The sequence below is a fragment of the Butyrivibrio sp. AD3002 genome, from assembly GCF_000420905.1.
GTDB lineage: Bacteria > Bacillota > Clostridia > Lachnospirales > Lachnospiraceae > Butyrivibrio.
In genome coordinates this window covers 131,741-151,334 of record NZ_ATVV01000003.1, presented here as the reverse complement: position 1 = coordinate 151,334, position 19,594 = coordinate 131,741, and the positions used below count along the sequence as shown (strand labels likewise).

Annotated in this window: 13 protein-coding genes and 1 tRNA gene; 3 read left to right on the top strand and 11 right to left on the bottom strand. The window is 42.4% G+C overall.

Features of this window, described 5'->3' with window-relative positions; genetic code table 11:
• Nucleotides 1–56: 56 nt before the first annotated feature.
• On the bottom strand, nt 57–2,123 hold the full coding sequence (locus tag G596_RS0104120) for a methyl-accepting chemotaxis protein (RefSeq protein ID WP_022760574.1): 2,067 nt from the start codon (nt 2,121–2,123) through the stop codon (nt 57–59).
• A 301-nt stretch (nt 2,124–2,424) separates the two neighbouring features.
• Between G596_RS0104120 and G596_RS0104115 the strand changes: the two genes are divergently transcribed.
• Nucleotides 2,425–3,453, top strand: a complete 1,029-nt coding sequence (locus G596_RS0104115; protein WP_022760573.1) for a 3-deoxy-7-phosphoheptulonate synthase — start codon at nt 2,425–2,427, stop codon at nt 3,451–3,453.
• 74 nt (nt 3,454–3,527) lie between these two features.
• On the opposite strand, the gene mscL is transcribed toward G596_RS0104115, so the two are convergent.
• On the bottom strand, nt 3,528–4,010 hold the full coding sequence (gene mscL, locus G596_RS0104110) for a large conductance mechanosensitive channel protein MscL (protein WP_022760572.1): 483 nt from the start codon (nt 4,008–4,010) through the stop codon (nt 3,528–3,530).
• Nucleotides 4,011–4,090: 80 nt separating this feature from the next.
• Here mscL and G596_RS0104105 point away from each other — a divergent pair.
• Nucleotides 4,091–4,161: transfer RNA gene (locus G596_RS0104105), tRNA-Gly, on the top strand.
• 2 nt (nt 4,162–4,163) lie between these two features.
• On the opposite strand, the gene G596_RS0104100 is transcribed toward G596_RS0104105, so the two are convergent.
• From G596_RS0104100 to G596_RS20830, 9 genes are all read right to left on the bottom strand, one after another.
• Entirely contained in the window at nt 4,164–5,543 is a 1,380-nt protein-coding gene (locus tag G596_RS0104100) for an NADase-type glycan-binding domain-containing protein (RefSeq protein WP_022760571.1), read from the bottom strand.
• 2 nt (nt 5,544–5,545) lie between these two features.
• Nucleotides 5,546–8,587: a hypothetical protein gene (locus G596_RS0104095; RefSeq protein WP_026671188.1), complete on the bottom strand. Its 3,042-nt coding sequence runs from the start codon at nt 8,585–8,587 to the stop codon at nt 5,546–5,548.
• Between the two features lie 146 nt (nt 8,588–8,733).
• A complete protein-coding gene (locus G596_RS0104090; RefSeq protein ID WP_022760569.1) occupies nt 8,734–9,897 on the bottom strand; it encodes a hypothetical protein in 1,164 nt (387 codons plus the stop codon).
• Between the two features lie 666 nt (nt 9,898–10,563).
• A complete protein-coding gene (locus G596_RS0104085) occupies nt 10,564–11,022 on the bottom strand; it encodes a hypothetical protein (protein WP_022760568.1) in 459 nt (152 codons plus the stop codon).
• 58 nt (nt 11,023–11,080) lie between these two features.
• Nucleotides 11,081–11,887 carry a class B sortase gene (locus G596_RS20835; protein ID WP_022760567.1) on the bottom strand — a complete coding sequence of 269 codons (807 nt, stop codon included), beginning with the start codon at nt 11,885–11,887 and terminating at the stop codon, nt 11,081–11,083.
• Nucleotides 11,888–12,075: 188 nt separating this feature from the next.
• On the bottom strand, nt 12,076–13,248 hold the full coding sequence (locus G596_RS0104075; protein WP_022760566.1) for a pectin acetylesterase-family hydrolase: 1,173 nt from the start codon (nt 13,246–13,248) through the stop codon (nt 12,076–12,078).
• Nucleotides 13,249–13,336: 88 nt separating this feature from the next.
• Nucleotides 13,337–13,999 (bottom strand): DUF6320 domain-containing protein, encoded by a 663-nt coding sequence (locus G596_RS0104070; RefSeq protein WP_207637795.1) that lies wholly within the window; start codon nt 13,997–13,999, stop codon nt 13,337–13,339.
• Nucleotides 14,000–14,056: 57 nt separating this feature from the next.
• On the bottom strand, nt 14,057–15,361 hold the full coding sequence (locus tag G596_RS0104065) for a hypothetical protein (RefSeq protein ID WP_022760564.1): 1,305 nt from the start codon (nt 15,359–15,361) through the stop codon (nt 14,057–14,059).
• 18 nt (nt 15,362–15,379) lie between these two features.
• On the bottom strand, nt 15,380–18,064 hold the full coding sequence (locus tag G596_RS20830; protein WP_022760563.1) for a right-handed parallel beta-helix repeat-containing protein: 2,685 nt from the start codon (nt 18,062–18,064) through the stop codon (nt 15,380–15,382).
• 129 nt (nt 18,065–18,193) lie between these two features.
• On the opposite strand from G596_RS20830, the gene G596_RS23465 reads away from it, so the two are divergent.
• Complete coding sequence (locus G596_RS23465; protein WP_081646626.1) at nt 18,194–19,429, top strand: GGDEF domain-containing protein; 1,236 nt, start codon at nt 18,194–18,196, stop codon at nt 19,427–19,429.
• Nucleotides 19,430–19,594 lie beyond the last annotated feature (165 nt).

The following is a 19,594-nucleotide window of genomic DNA, read 5'->3' as shown; positions in this document are numbered from 1 at the left end:
TTTCATCCTGAACAGCTTTAATTGTATCACAATTTGCAATTATGAGATATATGCCCTTACCTGAGTTTGAAGTTCTTTACAATTCCGTCAAGAGTAACAGCAATGTCTTCCTGTTTGCTGGACATATCACCGACGTTTTCAACTACATCAGCAGCAGTATTGATGGAATCGGTAATATCAGAGCTATGGGATGCTGTTTCCTGAGTTGATTCTGCGATATTCTGAATCGCATTATTAACCTCATTCATTGCATTTCTGATATTCTCTACCATCTGAGCTATCTGATCGGACTGTGAGCCGAACTGCTGAGCATCATCACCATACTGACGGGCTACATGCACGAAGTTCTCATAGTCAGGTGCAGCAGTATTATTTACAAAATCAAGCAGTGCCTGTGAACTCTCGGTAAGTGTCTGGAAAGCATCCTGAACGCCGTCGATAGTGGTCTGGATCTGCTGAACTGCCTCGGCGGTATCCGTTGCAAGCTTATTGATCTCGGAAGCAACAACCGCGAAGCCCTTACCATGCTCTCCTGCTCTTGCAGCCTCAATTGAAGCATTCAGTGAAAGGAGGTTGATCTGATCGGCTATCTCAGCAATAGACTGTGCCATGTTGCTGATCTCTTCAACAACCTTAGCCTTCTCGGATGCATCCGAAAGCTCCTGACTTCTCTCCTGCGCAATATTTATTGCATTGTCGTATGCCTTCTGGCTGTTCTGCTCGATCTCATGTGCGCGAATCATGATATCCTTGGTAGCAGCAAGGCTCTCCTCACTCACATCTGCAAGGCTCTGAACCGAAGTATTAACTTCCTCTACGGATGCACTTACTTCCTCTGTAGCTGCTCCGGATGACATCATCGCATCGTTTACACCGGACATGTTGCTCTGAATCTTCTCAAACTGGCTGGTAAGCTCATTTGCCATCGATGACAGTGAAGCACTTGCCGAGCTTATCTGTTCCGATTCATCGGATATCTGGCTGATTACGCTTCTGTTGGACTCATACATGTTATTTAAGGAATCACTCATAAGTCCAAGCTCATCCTGGTTCTTAGCATGAAGCTTTGATACAGTAAAGTCGCCGCTTGCAAGGGATCCTGCAAACTTTTTAACGCTTGCGATATTTCTTGCAATAGAACTTACAAGGAGTATTACTACCAGTGAACTTATAACAAGGGCAGCTATCAAAATCCCCACCATCATATAAGTCATCTGATTTACGTCTTCTTCAAGCTCATCCTGATTCATGCGAATCATAAGCTTCCAGTTAACCTCCGGAACCGTTCCGTAGTTAACAATAATATATTTTCCGTTCTCCTCAAATCTTGCCATACCTGTCTCATTGGCAAGTACCTGAGATGCGGCAACTACAAGCGAAGCGTTATCTTCATCTGTTATCTTTGCGCCATCCTGAACCTTCTGATTATCTGCGGTATAGAGATAAGTTCCATCAGAGGTTACCATCATAGCTGATCCGGTTTTGCCTACTGTGATTGCACCGGCAATATTAGCAATCGAATCAAGCACAACATCTACAGTAACACAGCCGATATACTCATCTTTGTTATTGTAAATAGGTGCCGAACAGGTCGACATAACAGTTCCCGATGTCGGATCATAGTAAGGATCTGTTATCTTCGCAGTTCCCTTCGACAAAGCCTTGGCATTAAGATAATATTCCTGATTGTGATAATCATACTCAGCATTACTGTAATCCCAAGTCTCTACTACAGAAGAACCATCCTTATACCAATAAGGTCCCATGTACTCCTGATCGCCTTGATAAGCAAAGGGCTCAAACCAGATTCCGCATCCGGATATGAGTTCATTGTTCATCTGGACATTGGTGAAAGCATCTTTAAACTCTTCCATTGTCGCACTTCTGTAGGTTGCGCCAACAGTTTCCGCGAGTCCTACAGCCGTGGTTCTTATCGCATCCAAATAGCTGTCGACCTTATTGATATTACCTTCGGTTATTGCCTCATTTCTTTCAGTCGTCTGCTCCTGGATCAGACTGCGGCTGGTTGAGACACTGATATAGGTCATCAGAATCATTGCTATAGCAACGATAGGAATAATACCAATCAGCATCTTTGCCATAATAGACATCTTTTTCCACATAGTCATACCCTCATAAATTATTGTTGTGGCCAGGGACTATACCGTCACCCGAACCGGTGTCAATAACAGCTTGCTTTTTAAAAAATCATAATTTTATTTTTCCATATAAAAAGTGTATCATAAATTATGTGGAAAATTATCAAATAAACGATTATTAATTATTAAAGTTTTGGAAACAAAGTTGCAGATTTTCCCGATATTCTTTACACTTTTTTTATATTTAAAATTATTGGCGTTTACTTTCTTACTTTAACGTGTTATAGTGGAACACGTTAGAGAATTTTATTGGAGGTATTTTCAAATGTCATTTCAATATATACAGCAGCTTCCGTCTCCTGAGGAAATCAGGGATGAGTTCCCGCTTTCAAAGGACTTAATTGAATTAAAAAAGAAAAGAGATAAGGAAATTGCTGATGTTCTCACAGGAAACAGTAATAAATTTCTTGTCATCGTAGGCCCCTGCTCTGCAGATAATGAGGATGCGGTTTGCGATTACGTATCAAGACTTGCCAAGGTAAATGACAGGGTAAAGGATAAGCTGATAATCGTTCCCAGAGTATATACAAATAAACCTCGTACAACAGGTGAAGGATATAAGGGAATTACTTCTCAGCCGGATCCCGAAGGTAAGACAGATTTCAGAGCCGGTCTTGTAGCAATGCGTCACATGCAGATTCGTGCCATAGAGGAGTCAGGACTCACCGCTGCCGATGAGATGCTTTATCCCGAGAACTGGGGATATGTCGAGGACATTCTTTCCTACGTTGCCATCGGTGCACGCTCTGTAGAGGATCAGGAGCACAGAATGGTTGCCAGCGGCTTTGGAGTTCCTGCAGGAATGAAGAATCCTACAAGCGGTACCCTAAGCGTAATGCTCAATTCCGTTTATGCAGCTCAGCTTCCTCATTCCTTTGTATACAGAGGCTATGAGGTAAAAACCAGCGGAAATCCGCTCTCCCACTGCGTCCTTCGCGGTTCTCAGAATAAGCACGGACAGTCCCAGCCCAACTACCACTATGAGGACCTCAGTCTTCTTGCTTATCTATATTCCGAGAGAGACATAAAAAATCCTGCTGCCATCATCGATGCCAACCATAACAATTCAGGCAAGAAATATCAGGAACAGGTACGTATTGTAAAAGAAGTTTTACATTCCAGAAATCAGAACAAAAACATCAGTGAGCTTGTAAAGGGCGTAATGATTGAAAGTTATATTGAGGAAGGTTGCCAGAAGATAGGTGAAGGTATCTATGGAAAATCAATCACTGATCCCTGTCTTGGATGGGATGATACAGAAAGACTTCTTCTTGATATTGCGGAGCTTGCATAAAGCGTGTAACACATAATGAGCATATAAAAACGGATCGTCAATTAGTCATTGGCGATCCGCTTTTTTATCAGAAATTATAAATCAGATGTACAGCAAGGGCACTTTGTAGCCTCGATGTTGATCTCGCTCTTGCAGTGAGGACAAATCTTTGTTGTAGGAGCTTCCTCCTCTTGTTCCTTCTTCACTTTTTCACTGACCTTGTTAAGAGATTTTACTATGCAGAAAATAACAAGTGCCATAAGCAGGAAGTTGATAACCGCTGTAATGAATACACCATAGTTAAGTGTAGCTGCTCCTGCTTCCTGTGCTGCAGCAAGATTGCTGTACTTGGAGCCATCAAGTGAAACGAACCAGTTTGAAAAATCGATACCACCTGTGAGAACACTGATAACAGGCATTATGATGTCATTTACAAGTGAATTGATAATGCTCTGGAAAGCTCCACCGATGATAACACCGACAGCCAGATCCATGACATTGCCGCGCATGATGAACTCACGAAACTCGTTAGCAAACCCCTTGCTCTTCTCGAGAGCCTTACTCTTATCTACTACCATATTCTCCTCCAATCTGAAACGAAACTATTTTCAACCACTTGAAATTATAGCACAAATTGTTTATTATTAAATAGTTGTTTGCAGGACTAGTACATCGGTAGTATGTCAGCTTCCCAAGCTGAAGAGGCGGGTTCGACTCCCGTGTTCTGCTTTTCAGTATGCCATCACCTCGCTTACGCAGGTATCATCATATTTTGCTCCGGAAGTTGCCCCGGTTATCGTAATAACGATTGTATCCGTCATCACGGGCTCTTCCAATTCAAGCTTTGTCCGGTTTAAATCTGCCAGATTTTCCGCTGTGTATCCCTCATAATTACAGCTTATAACTTCGCCTTTTACGGTATTTCCATCTCCAAAATCAGCACTTGCCTCTGATAGCACTCCATTATTTTCAAACTGTTCATAGCTTGCAGTATAGCCGTTACAGATCACTACTCCATATACAAGCTGTTTTTTGTCCAAATGAAGTGTGATAGTCTCGCCTACACCTGTTCCCGAAACACCTTCAGCCCATACAGTGGTATAATCCCCATCAATCAAATTATCTCCTGAATAAGTCTTCCCACCGGACGCAGAAAGCTCAGACGAAGTTTCTACGGAAGATATGTTTATTTTCTCATTACGGTATCTTCCATAAAGAAGCGTTGCTCCATATTTGCTGTCAGGATTCTTAGAAAAGAGAATATCTGCGTATCCCAAGAACTCCTCATCTCCGCCGTTACTTTCATAGAATCCCGGCCCCGTAAAGAGAATGTAGTCATCATCCTCAAAAAATTGCATATGCTCAACCCGCTGCCAGGCTTCCCCGTCAGCCATCAAAGGATAAACATATCCGTCTTCTACCCTTTCGTATTCGTACGGAGTAAAATTCTCTTCTCCGTAAAAGTCCTTAAAAATCCTCTCTGCATCCTCTAATGGAATCGCTGTCTCATCATTTACAGTAGTTGCTATATCCTCATGAACAGGTGTCTGCAGCCAAAGGACACTGTTAAGAATCTGGAATCGAAGTGATGCCTTGCCTGCGTTATCCATCTCCGAAAAAATAACTCCATCAGCATCAATGACACGGCTATATGTCACACAGCTTGCCATTTCTTTGAGTACATCTATGTTGTCAGGAGTCGCCGGATTAGTTGCCAGAAGCTGATCAATTTTCTCTGAGCATTTGCTTTCTGATAAATGGTTCACTTGTCCCGATTCTGTTTCCTTATCCTCTTCTGATGCTTCTTTTGAGGCATCTTCCACCGCGGTAATTACTTCCTCTGCATTTTCCTCAGAATTTGAGTCAACCTGATCATCTACTTGTGAATCGTCCAGATCAGTTTTTTGATCAGTTGCCGTATTATCTGTAGCAGCAGTCTCTTCAGCCGCTGTGCTTTCTGCTTCAACATTCACCTCAGCAGCCGCACTTTCCGATGTAGCTGTCTCTTCACTACTTCCGTTTTCATTACTTTCTCCGCAGGCTGCAATGTTCAGCGCCATAACAGTCATTATAGATACCGATAAAAGTGTTCTTAAAGTGTTCTTTTTCATAATTATCTCCCTGTAATAAAGCTACAGTGCTGGTAGGTTTCACCACTGAATTCCGTTACCGCCCACTCTGTAGTGGTCTCTTTTCCATCTTCGTCTGTTGTTACCTTAATGGTATATAAAGGCATAGTCTCAGAAACCGTCATCTTGTACATGCTACTCTTTCCTTTATCCAGATACTCGGTAGCAGTACATGTTTCGCCGTCCTTATATACATCAACGACCGAGTTGTCGTGCAGAGAGACAACCATTACATAGTTTACAGCTGTCTCTTCAAGCATGTCTGATAGGAAAAAGAGGTCTCTTGCCCAAGCCTGCGGATCTGTAACAGCAAGGAATACGGCATCTTCAGGTGCATATTCCATAAACTTTCTGTAGTCACCTGCTCTTCCGGAATCCACATAATTACAATATGCATTCATTGCAGCGTCTCGGCGCTCGGGCATTTCAAATGTCTCTTCCTCGACATCGCTATAGCCATTTACATAGTAAGAGCATTTTACCCGCTTTCCGCCATCGGTAAATTCAAGATCTGAAATTTCTTCACCATCTACAGCAAACATAAAATCACCGCACAGGTCTCTCACTTCATTCTTCTGCGCATAAATTGCAGTTGTGAAGTCATCATCCAGCCAGATAAGATTCGTCCCGTCTATGAGTTCCTCGCAGAATTCTCCGCGGAACTTATCAAAAATGTAATATAAACTTGTATGTGGATTTACATGACACTCCACAATCTCTTTTCCATATGCATGATAAACATCAAGAATTGCATTTCCCGCGCCTTTTCCTTCCAAATCAAAGGTAGTGCCATTATAATTGAACTTCAGACCATCATAAGAAATCTCCGGATCCAAATCCCCAAGGTCATACATTCCGTAAAATGCACTGTCAACCTCTTCAATATCTTTTATGCTTCCATCTGATCCGATACTCAGTTTGCACATGTATCTTGGATATTCCATTTCCAGTCGCTGTCCGTTTAAGAGCAGCTTCTTATCTATTCCATCTGAATATTTATAGTATTCGGCGCTCATCTGTTTCGGTTCAAAAGCTGCTGCCGTAAAGCGATTTAATGTGTACTCATTCTCTCCGTCCCAGGTAAGGGGTTTCATTTCCTGTGCCCAGAGCCCTTTATCGTCAGCTTTCCATACCCATGCATAAAAGCTTCCTGTGTTTGCGGATGCCTCTATCGTTTCGCTGCTCTTTCTATGCATCAGATAAGAATTTGATGAAAGTGAAAATGACCCGTCCACACTACTTTGATCCTGGAAAAGAACGCTTCCCATGAAGGAATCGCCGTTACCTGTCTCCTCCATGTAAATGAAGTCTTCTTTGTCGCAGCTGCCATAATACAGTTTCACATTTGATGTATCCTTACCGTCATCAGGCACATAATATCCATTGTCTGCAAAGGTCATCTTATCTATCCCTGACACATTTACAGAAAATGATAAGGGTACATTTTTCTCTCCGGGACACTGGTGATCTGGTGTAAACTCACCTGTACAGGTCTCGTCAGAGCCTGTATATCCATATGTAAAAGAGCCATCGTTTTTGATTTCCATATGACCATAATCTTTAAGTGTCACCGGATTTACAAGACTCCACTCCCCCTCCATGAAGGTGAAAAGGTCTTCTTCTGATTTGGGGCCATCAAACGCATTTTCCTCACCTTTTTTATAAAGTTCTCCATCCATGGAGACGCTTATTGTATCAGCCTTTACATCATGCTCCTCACCGCCTTCATCAATAAGCACCCTGATATCTTCCGTTCCTACCGGCATATAAAAAGGAGCAGCGTCTTCATCTTCGTCTGCCTCATCCCAGGCATATTCGAGTCCAGCAAGCATTGTGTCGCCCTGTTTTATTTTGCCATTAACAAGCGGATAAGCACTGATAAGTGCATAATCATACTCATAATGTGATTCAAGAATAAGATTTTTATGATCTTTATGCATAAGGAAAATGAAGTAGGAGCTAGCCTCTTCCCCCTTGTACTTTTTGTAGTCATCTTCATAGCTGATCATAAAACCTGAAACATAGTAGTCATCAAAATCCGGATCATACTCAGTTATTTCCGAAGAAAGTACAGTATTCTCTTCTCCGTCATCATCCTCATCAAAATGCGTATTGTCTCCTCCCGGCATCATCATTATCCATTCATCCGGGATATCTTTTGCAAACTCCTCCTTAAAAATCTTCCCATCTTTATCTTCTGAGAAGAATACAGTGTTTGACGTTGAAAATGGCGAAAATACATTTGAATCAAACCAAAAGGTTACCCCCTGAGGATCCAGAGTCCATGCGCACCCTGTGCCTTGCATACAGGTCTTTATACTTTTTTTAATACCTTCCTTGTCAAGGTTCGACGGCTCTCCCATATAATCCGTCAGTGTTTCGTCAACATTTTTCTTTACTTTCTCTGCCAGAAGGTCATAAAAAGCATCCTCATCAGCAACGATGTCTGTCAGCTTAATCTCTTTTCCGCTATCCACATAATATGAATGCGCTATATATGACAGGACATTAAAGTCGAAGGTTCCCGCATTTTCACATTCATTGACAAAGCTGATGTACTTGCTGTCAGCCCTCCTAAGATACGTATACCAGCTGCACTCGAAGGTAAGATCATCATATTCCTTCGCCTCTTCCATGGATAACGTATAATAGTCATACTCGTGTGCTTCAATATCATCTCTGGCATCATTTATATTCTTCGCAAGCTCGCTGTGTGAAGCAGCATATTCTTTGCCAAGAGAAAGATAACTGTAGTAATGTTTGAGATAAGGCTTATTATCCTCATTCCATTCATATTTACTTGTCTTGTGCAGGACAAGCGGTGGTACTCCATCATAAGGAGAAGCAGATTCAGATTTTTCTGCAGATTTATCCCCGGCAGAATCGGACGTGCTGTTCTGGGCTGCTTCTGTCGTACCATTATTTTCAGGAGCTGTTGCAGCATCATTTCCCTTTTTGCCACATCCGGAAAACAGGCAGCATACTATCGTAGACATAAGTAATAGAGATAATGGTTTACTTCTCATTTGGTTTCCCCCTATTGACCTAAATGAACAAAATCATTATTTACTGAATTAGTTGAGTTTCCTCGTTTAAGTTTAAATCAAAGCTATATTATTTACAATATTTCAAAAGGCGGTATGCAATCGCACACCGCCTTTTAACATCATATTTACATAATCTCCATCAGACTTTTTCTAAGGTCTATCTTATCCCAATAGGAAAGTGTATCCATACTCTTGAAGGTGTTTACCATTTCCTGAGTGTCTATCTGCGAAAAATTATCACTCTTAAGCTTCTCCAGTTTTTTATCAAGTTCTGAATAATAGAGGTCTGATGAGTCAGGGTCTATATTCCTTGGAACATTTTTGTCATCCTCAATATAAGCAAACAAGCCATAAAGTTCTGCCTGTCCGGCAGTTTCAGGATTTACCTTATTCACCTCAACTTTGTATAAGCCTTCCTGATCACCTTGTTTCACATAGACTTCAACCGACGGATTTGTTTTATCATAGTCGGCGGGATACTTAGCACTAAGTTCTAAGCTATTTCCTTCCGCATCAGACGCTGCCGCCCTATGGAAGAAATAACCCTGGCCGTAATTATCCGGAAGTTCCAGTTTTTCTACTGCTTTTGATTCTTCTCCCGGATATACATCAATATTATTCTTATTCATTTTCTCAAAAGTACTGACATCTGACGGCGTATAGCTTCCATCCTTGAGGCCGTTCAGTTTCCCCAAGAGATTGTCGTAGAATTCCAGTTCCTTACTATTTCCGTTTGCACTGTTGTTTATGGTGTCATATCTGGCCGCTGACACAGCATCTATTGCTGAATCCACAGTCCCGCCAAAAAGATCCTGGACTCCTGCAATACTATTGTCTGTCATTCTTGCACTGGCCGATACTTCCGCAAAGAGCTTTGTTGCACCGCTTTCCCCGTATCCCATGCCATTAAAACCTGTCTCCCTGGAAGCATCAATCCACGCACTTTTGACTTCCTGCGGTGCATTAGGCGCAACTCTCTCAAGCGCAGCAACATCCGCATCCAGCTTTTGAAGTTTTCCTATTGCAGTATTCTTTGTTCTCTGCGCATCCCACTCTGCCTTTGAGTAATCTGACTTTGAGGTTTTCTGAATTGTATCGGCCGCATTGTTGTAGCAGTCAGCAAAGCTTTGGGTATTGGCTGTATTTATCTGTGATGTTTGCTTTGATTGCTGTATTTTATTGGTTTCTATCTGTGCAGAATTAGCGTTTGATGATACTTTATCCGGTGTAACGTTATAACTATATGTATAGATACCGTTTTGCTCTTTAATTCCGGTGAGTTCCATCATAGACAATCCCTCCTTTTATTAATCGCAGTTGTCCCAGATATCCCCCATTTTGCCTTGAATTTTTGTTTTTGAACTCATTCAAGGTAAGCATTTTCCTATATTTGCCTTGATACTACTAGTTTGGCATTTTTCTTATCTTTACCTTGAAATTGCTTGATATGTCCATATCAAGGCAAACTATGTTCTTTTTAACTGACTATTTCCCGTTCTTGCTTCCTCTCTTACCCAGATAACGTTCTTTTCCTGAAAATCTGGGTAGGAAATTCGTTTCTCTTTACCAAGATTATTCTACTATTAGCAATTTCTTGGTAAATAGTCCTAGCTTCTTTACCAAGATATTTCTAATTTATCAAATATCTTGGCAAATAATTCCTTCCGCTATACCAATATTTTTCCTATATTGGAATAATCTTGGTAACCTCTCTAACCAGGCACACCCATAAATCCCCATTCTGCATCATTTATGGGTAAAAGCATCACTCCTTGAACACAAAAACGGCCGAATACCAAAGATTATCAATCCTTTGATATTCGGCATATCCCTTGCTATCTTATATATCGGCTAAAAACATTATAACTTTAGAGGAAATTTAAAAATTTTAGACCAAAAATAAAAAGGCCCGAACAATATGTCCGGACCTAAGCTTATCAACAATATGTGTATCTTCATGCCTTAAGATGTTTCCCTGTAAGCAGTGCTGTCAGGAATACGGAAAAGCTGGCAAGCATTGCAATGAAGGTAATCATTATGCGGTTATCATCACCTGTTTTGGGAAGATCTGTTGTTGTGGTGGTTGCTGCTGTAGAAGCAGTGTTAGCAGCGACATCTGTTGCTGCCGGCGTAGTAGTTGTCGGCGTGGTTGCTGCCGGAGCAGTTGATGAAGCCGTATTACTTGCTGCTGATGAAGCCTTGGATGCACTGTTTGCTGCAGTACTTGAGCTCGCGGTGCTTGCAGCATCCTCATCTTCATCTTTACCGTTACCATCCCTCTCTTCGCCTAAAAGTCCGGCATCGTAATTGTCCTTAATATCAACCGTTACAGCACCTGCGCGGATTCCAGATACAGGCGTAAGCATAAGCATAAGACAAATTGGAATTATTGTAAGTACTCGTATTTTTTTCATGTCAAATTCCCCTTCCGATGTTTAGACTCAAAATTCATCTCTGTCATTTAGCAATTTATCATCCTACTCGTTTCGCAACAACAAGTAATCTTCCGTTCTTCATTGTATAGTCACAGGTTGAAAGTGTAAGCAGCTGGTCACCATAGGAAGCTGTCGCTGCTATCTTGTGAAGTGACTTTGCTTTAAGATATGCAATGTAGGTATCAAAAGTCTGCTTATCATTTATATTGATATAATCTGCGTAGTTAAAGCCATCCTTCTCACCATTTGCTGTGGTATCAACCACTGCTATTATCTCATAAAATCGCTGTTCTGTCGGTGTGTCAAGCTCAACTGCCTGGTGCTTTCTAAGATACTCATCTTCTTTATAATACTTCAGAGTTCCGAACAATGCTCCGGACTTCATGTTATGTCCGTGTATCAGAAGGTGATTATCAGACAAATCAAAACTGCATCTTTTATCTAAAACCAATAGGCCGTTTCTGTCATCATTTCCGAAAAAATCGTGCTGAAGATAATAGTCATTATCCCCTTCCCTGTACATTATCGGATAATCAATATCCGAATTGTTGATTCGAAGCCAGCCGGTCAGATCCTTGTTCTTCTTATACAGGTACTCGATTTTCAGAGCTGCGAGATTGTTCTTTGGATCATCAGGATCATCACTTATAGCCTTCTTTACGGTGCCTGATTCGCCAACCGTAACGGCTGCCATTGCCTGAACTTTTCTCATGTTGGCGCTGCTCTTTTGCTCCTGATAAATCTCTACAGCAAAAATACCTGTCACCACCAGAAAGGTGATGCAGGATAACGTAAGGATAGTATTTCTTATTGTTTTCCTGATTTTCCCCCTACGTTTTTGCATGCGCATAAATCCCCTGCTTTTATTTTTTCATACTTTATTTCGGCATAAACTTAGAAAAAATTTAGTATATTGTTTTCCCCTCATCCGGCACTTCGTGCCACCTTGTCTACGCTCCGCTCCGGTCAGCGCAAAGCCGACGTCCCCCGGACGTCGTGCGCCCCAAAGGGGAAGGCTATATAGTTATGACATCATTTCAGTAGCTCCATCCCGACATCATAAACATTCCCGTTTACGGCATCGTGAAGCCATCGCGCCATTGTCACATCGTTTTGCGAAAAAAGGGTAAAATACGGTTCCCGTACAGCTGTATGGACAGTTCCGCCTTTTGTGACGATAGGCAACGTCCAGTCATTTATAAACATACCGAACTTCGGAGTAAGATTCTTTAACTCCTTCACCATTTCCTTAAGCTGATTATAGTACGCATCCTGAACATCCGCATCCGTCTTGTAGGTTTTGTTGGTAACATCATTATAGTAGGCACTAAGCACATAATCCCTGGTGGAACTGGAGTAAAGATATCTAAGTCTGTCACCATATTTTTTAAATAATCGTCTATACCAGCTAAGCGTGATGTTGTCTGACTTAATGGCATCACATATCGGCTCCGGAGCTTTCCAAACTTCCCGTGCGGTATACTCCCACTTATTGTAAAGAAGAAGCGCACTGTCCGATAAAAGCGTCACATCTTTCACCTCAGGATACCACACTCTGAGTATCTCATCAGTAAGTGCCGGAACCGCAAAAGCGCCTGCGCTGTTACCAGCTATCAGAAGTCTTTTCGGGTTTCCGAACAAATTTCTGGATACCCCCATCGCTTCAAGGAAATTGATATATCCGTGAAAATGCAGAACATGCTTCTCTCCATCCTCACCTTCATAGGGAAAATCGTTGTTTCCTACGTGAAAATCGCCGGTGGCATAAGGAATATCAATTATAGACCAGTCCTTGAAAGGGTTTGCCTTATCCTTGAGGTTCATGATCCCCATATCGATGTTCATTATCTGAGTAAAAGGGCGCAGATTATTCCAATAGTAATTGGGAAGATCCGCAGCAACCTTTCCACCGGTAATAGGCCTTGCAGCAGTGTACTCGTTGTACGCCACACCTCCGCCTGAAAAAAAGATGCAGAGCTTTTTGGGATCTGCAATCTTTACATAAACATGATATTCAGAGCCATCACCACTTAGCCCCATGGGAATTATAACGCGGTACCACTTCTTCTTTTCAGGCTTATCGGGGAGTTCAGGGGCAATAAGGTCTTTATCAACTATTCTTTTCCCGATGGAATTCTCCACGAAGTCGCCAAACTGCTGCTCTAGTTTTTGCTTTCTGATTTTGCGTTTTTCTTTGTAGTCCATGATCCATCATCTCTTGTAAGTAATTCTTCAGAGCCAGACTCGAAAATGCAAGCATTTTCTCGTTGTGGCTTCTCGCCACATAGAAGGTTTACACGTTAAACATCCTCTGCGTTGCACTGCTAAGCTCTCTAAAGCGGAACAGTAACAATGCGGCGACAGCAATCGCGAAAGCTGCCATGACAAACACCGCTGCGTAAGGATATGTGTTTTCACCGCTCCAGATGAAATAGGCCTGGGAAAAGGCGAGCACAGCATCAAATACAATATATATGATGTACTCCTCTATACGAAGCTTCATAAATTTAGCGATAATCCAGCTCGCGATCGAATGCCCCACCAGGCAAAAAGGAATCATCCAAATAACACTCCATCCGTGAAAGCCTGTAACCTTGTCAATGTAATAGTCGACAATTATCGCGACAAGTACCTCAACTGCAAGAACTTTTAATATGTTATAGCGGTAGCGCATGATGGCCAGTATATCCAGCCATAACACAACACTTCCGAGAATAACCATTCCAACCCAGGTCACCATATCTCCGAAGAGATACTTAAGAGTAATTCCAAGTACTATAATGATTGCCAGTAAAAAGGTGCATATTTTCACAAAAGTCACGCCGTTGATTTTTCTCTCGGGAAGCGTCGGGTAGGGCTCATCCGGCTCCTCCGAAAAGTCATCGATATCATACATCCTCTCATCTATACCGGTTCTAAGAACGTCGCTCCTGCCGAGAATTTTTCCTTCGCACAAAGGACAGCAGGTCTTGTTCCCTCTTATTACAATTTTACATTTCGGGCAATAATGCATTTACTTACTCTCCCTTGTCTTCTTTTCCTTAATAATTGGAACATCATAATCATTGGTGCTTATCTCAACACCGATTCCCTCAGCAGTCAGCCTTCTGCAAAGGTTCAGCATCGTGGGATGATTGGTGAAGGCCGAACACTCTCCGAACACCATCTTATCCCTGAAGCTGCATATGGTTATCTGCTCCTTGGAAGCAGTCATAAACGCCGCAAATCTCTCTATGAAAGGAGTCACCTCAGCGGGCATTTTTATAACACCCATATTTGAAATCGAAGTCGTCACACCTTTCTTGGCAGCAGCATCAAACTGTCCTACGACATAATCCTTTATGAAAAGCGGCACAACCTTTATCGCTATATTATGCTCAAGCGCCGCATAAGAATTCATGGTCTCATTAATTCTTGAAGGCTCAAGCTGCTTCTTAAAAGCTGCATTCACCACATCTATAATGCTCTGCAGCGTATTGTCAAAATCCATGGGATCGTATTTTATGCTTATTACCCCAAAGAAATTTCTCGCTGTGTAAGATTGAAAATACTGCCTCAGGTTTACCGGCACACTTACAACAATAGGCTTCTTCTTCTGTGCAGTCGACATCGTATCTATTATGGCTGCGATATAAACCGCAGTCGAAAGAACTCCAACTGTTGAGCCATACTTCTCTGCAAGCTTTTTGAAAGCCTTAGCCGAAACACAGGCTTCAACAATATGTGACTCATTGTTACTGTCAGCTTCTCCATGAAGCTGATAAGCATTGTTTGAAGAAAGGCTCTTTAGCTGCTTTAAGCCTTTCTGGTTCTGATAAAAATGCCTGAAGGCATCGTTATTTTTCTCCTGAAGTGATGAAATTTCCGCTGCGAAGAAATCGTCATCCGCATGAAAATCGTGCGCAATCTCGAGATATCTCGTCACCATACGCCTAAAGAACATGAACGCACCCGTTCCGTCGGCCAGCACATGGAACATCTCTATGCTTATACGTCTTTTATAATAAAACACTCTGTATAAAAGACTCTTTTTACCGGGAAGATACAGCGCACTGCAGGGCGGCAGATGCTCTTCCTCCACCTCGCAGGAAAGGTTTGAATCCTCAAGATAATACCAGAAAAGTCCTCTCCTTAAAATGCAATTGAAAAAAGGGTATTCGACGATGGACTCATCAAGCGCCCTTTGTAATATAACCGGATCAATCTCCTCAAACAGTTCGCAGGAAATACGAAAAACTCTCGTATTTGCCCCGCTAACTGTTGAAGGAATGATCTTTGCAGCGTTATCAAGTTTGTACCAATTTGTATGTCTTTCCATTATTAATAGTTATCTGTATCACAGATTCTCAACAGTCTCTGTGACAGGCTCAATAGGTGATGTCTTTACTCTGTAAATAACATCCTCTAATGAGATGAATTTTTTCTCCTGTATAAATTTTAAATATTTAGGTGTGAGTCTCATAGTTATGCGGGGCTCGAGAGCCTTATTTACTCTCTCGCTTATAGTCTTGCAGGCATCTGCGGGATCATGAGCCATACTCTTACTGAGTACGCACAAAAGTGTTCCCACTGTCTGAACAATACCGCTCATATTGGCATCAGAACCGGCATCTACAGACTGCAATGAGCTGACACTCCATTTTTTCTTCTCCGAATAGATTCCGTATTCGCAGTCAACCTCAACAAGCCTCTGCGTTTTAAGATCGCGAAGCCACGCCGTGTTGCCTCTTACAAAAATATCCTGAACCTGGAACAACGTTCCGTTGTATGGGAAGGTAACATTTTCACAGCCGGTCATTGTAATATCAGCTTGGATTCTTGCCACTTCATCCTCTTTTTCCATGGCTTCCCAGCTTGCTTCACCCTCGGGACCGTTCTCAAACTCCCCAAAAGGTCTCTGCTCCGGCTCCATATCCTCCAAGTCCTTCTGAGAAATACGCTTACGCGCTCTTCCTTCAAGGCGGTGTTTATCGTGATAATATATTGCACGTCCGCCCATGGTGGGATATGCAACGGTAAATCTGTCCGCAGCACCTTCTTCAAAAGGTCCGCAGAGAGGATGGATTGATCTTTTTCTTCCAAAATAGTCCGTATCAAATATAATCTCTGTCCCGTCCGGATTTTCAAAAAACTGCTCCGGCTCAAATGCCTGTCCCATAACCTTAGTAGAAACCATTCGAGTCATGCTCCTTGGCAGATACTCGTAGAGGTTTGTGTGAAGTCTGAAATGTCCGTCCTCTTCGGAGACAATTATCTTAACGGTATGATTTTTCTCAATATAGGGCGAATGCTCGCTGTCACAGGGCTGCGCTCCGTTAAAGAACGCATTTCCACCGGTGTAAACCGGAAGATGATCATAGTATTTATCATTGCTGCCGGGCTTAGCGAAGTCTCCGGACATCGGTTTTAACGAGGCAAAATACTGTTCCTTCGTGGGATAACCGTCATAGGGCTTGGTTCCGCATATAAAATTGTATAGCGTCAGTGACTCAAAGCCTGCCTGATGCACATAATCTCTGAGGTCCTGCCTTATCTCCTTCTGAACGAAGATATTGTTATAGAATCTTGCATCGCCGTGCAGAATAGTCATAAATCCCGCAATTTTCGTGGAGTGCGGAACATGGTACGGCGTGTATCTGCAGCTCTGGAACTTAAGTCCGCCGTTGTCACACCCCTCACCTACAAAGGTAAACGAACCATTTATAAGATTGTGCACCAGTGCGATACCCTGAGTGCTTAATCTGCAGGAAATATCCGACAGCATAAGATTGTGGTCAATAAGAGTCGGTCCGTGCGATACCTCGACAAACAAATCCTCTCCCAGAGACAATCCGCTCTTTATTTCGCACCCTTCGGGCGGTGTATTATCATGGAAAAAGTTCTGCGTAACCCTTGTTCCCTGTGCCTGCCAGTCAAGCCAGATTCCTCTGGTGCAGTGATGGATGTGATTTCTTCTGAAAATCGTATCGATCGCGGCGTGCATCTTGATGCCGCCAATCTCGGCACCTTCTATATTATGCTTGGTATTTATCCTGTAAATATGGTTATCTTCAATTACGCTGAAGGCACCTCCGAGATGTCCAACAATTCCGGTCTGCCCGCAATCATGGATTTCACACCTTCTTACTATGTGAGAACCAATATGCTCTTTGTCCCAGCCCTCATTTACTGCCTGACAAACAGCATCTCGCTCGGTCTGAGTGCCATCCTTAATGTAGGTCTTGGTCCACTTATTATCATTGCCGCTCTGAAGATATTTTCCCAAAGAAATGCCCGAGCACTTGGATTCATAGATCTCACAGTCCTCAATGATCCAACCCTTAGCCCAGTGCGGTCCTATAAGTCCGTCCTGATAAGCTGTAGGCGGTGCCCACTGCGTTGCTGCCTGCCTCATTGCAAAGCCTGACACAGTGATGTAATTTATACCATCGGTAAGTGGCATGAAGCAGTTCCTTCTTACGCTTATCTCGACAGTTTCTTCGTTCGGATCTTTTCCATGAAAATTGGCAAAGATAACGGTGTCATTCATCTCCTGCGCTGAGAACCAGGTATAAACGCTAAATTCCGGATCCCAGGAGCTTCTTCTGACTTCGGGATTTTCAACCGCCTCAAGGGAATTCTCTTCATACATGGATTTTCCATTCAAATAAACTTCTCCTGTATGATTCTCTCTGTCGGCAAAGTACCAGTCACCTTCTACCTTCGTTGTGAAGGGATTGTAATTTCCGAAAATATTATTGGGAACACTGACCTTCCAGACATCCCCCCTGAAGGGTTCCCATTCCTTTATTTCCTCGGCGCCTGTGATCACAGCCCCCTGAGGCTCGGTGGTACAATAAACTATAGGCTGATCCTTGGTTCCGCTGTTTTTCGGATGCACAAATTCTCTGTAAATACCCGGAGCAACAATTACTACGTCTCCGGGACGCGCTATGTCGGCAGCCTCCTGAATGAAACGGAATGGATGGTTTCTCGTTCCGTCGCCACTTCGAACTACGCTCTGTGAAACATAAATCTGCATGGCTTTACCCCCATAAAAAATATTTAATATAGCATCGGTATTAGTATAGCACAATTAGCTAAAGATTCCCTTAATTTAGCGTAATTTCACACGGTGTATAATTTATTAAAAAATTATAAAATTTACAAAATGCCGAAAAATAGAGGCTCTAAAAGTGATAAAATAGTTGGAAATATCGCAGATGCGAAATTCATTACAACTCAGGGGGGACTCATCGTGTCTGAAGCTCTGTATTATACCGAAGCCAATATAGCATGCACTATCATTTTGGGGCTAATTCTTATAAAGATAAATCAAGGCATTGATCGCCAGACTTCAACAATTGTTCTGCGTCGTATGATTCTGGTATTGATGGGATATTTTCTCTCAGATGCTGTCTGGGCGCTTTTCTTTGAAGGAATCATTCCAAGTACTCAGAGCGCAATGTTTATCGTTTCCATTATTCCTTATGCATTTATTGTTGCCTGCAGCTACTGCTGGTTTATATTCTGCGAACTGAATCAGCAAAACAAGGACATCCTTTCAAGAAAAGGAGTCATAAAAAGTGCTGTTCCCATGATAGTGGCTATTCTCCTGATTCTCTTCGGAGCATTTGGCGGTATAGTCTTTTCCTTTGATGAGTCAGGCACACTTCTGTATGGTCCTCTTTATGCCGTACTTGTACTTGTCCCCATCGGATACATGGTTCATGCGTCTATCAAGGCTTTAATCAGAGTCTACACACAGGAGCGTTATATTGACCACGGACTTTATTTTGTAATCGGTATTTTCCCGCTCCTTCCCATAGTATGCGGGGTTCTTCAGTTGATATTCCTTGAGATTCCAATCATGTGTTTTGGTGCAACACTTTCCATCCTACAGGTTTATCTGACCTCGTTGGAGGATCTGATTTCCATGGATTCCCTTACTCAGGTCAACAACAGACACCAGATGCAGCGTTATCTTCTGAAAAAAATTAAGACGCCTACACCGGGACTTTCACTTTATCTTATGATAATTGACGTGGATCACTTCAGGGAAATAAATGATAACTACGGACATATAGAGGGCGATAAGGCTCTTGTCAGAGTCTCCACTGCAATGAAGGAAGCCTGCCAGGCTCACAGAAACAGATTCTTTGTTTCAAGATATGGCGGGGACGAATTTATAATCATTGCCGAAACCGAATACAAAGGTGAAGTAAACTGGCTCTCCGACAAGATCAGATCAAGCGTGAAGATTCTCAACGAGAAGGCCGCTGCTCCCTATGATTTATCAGTATGTGTAGGCATAGCGGAGTACGACTACTCCTCTCCCGTCCCGATTCCATCCTTGATTGCCCGCGCCGGCACCGACCTCTACCACATGAAACACGCCAAAGCATAAATTATACAAAGACATAACGCATGCAAAGACATGAAACACATAAAGGCATGAGCAGGCAAGAACATAATGAATACTAAAGCATAGAAAAGCCGCCGCATATATATGTTATACTTCAGACGATTATGCGTTTTTTGCAACGAGTCTGAAGTATAACATATATATGCG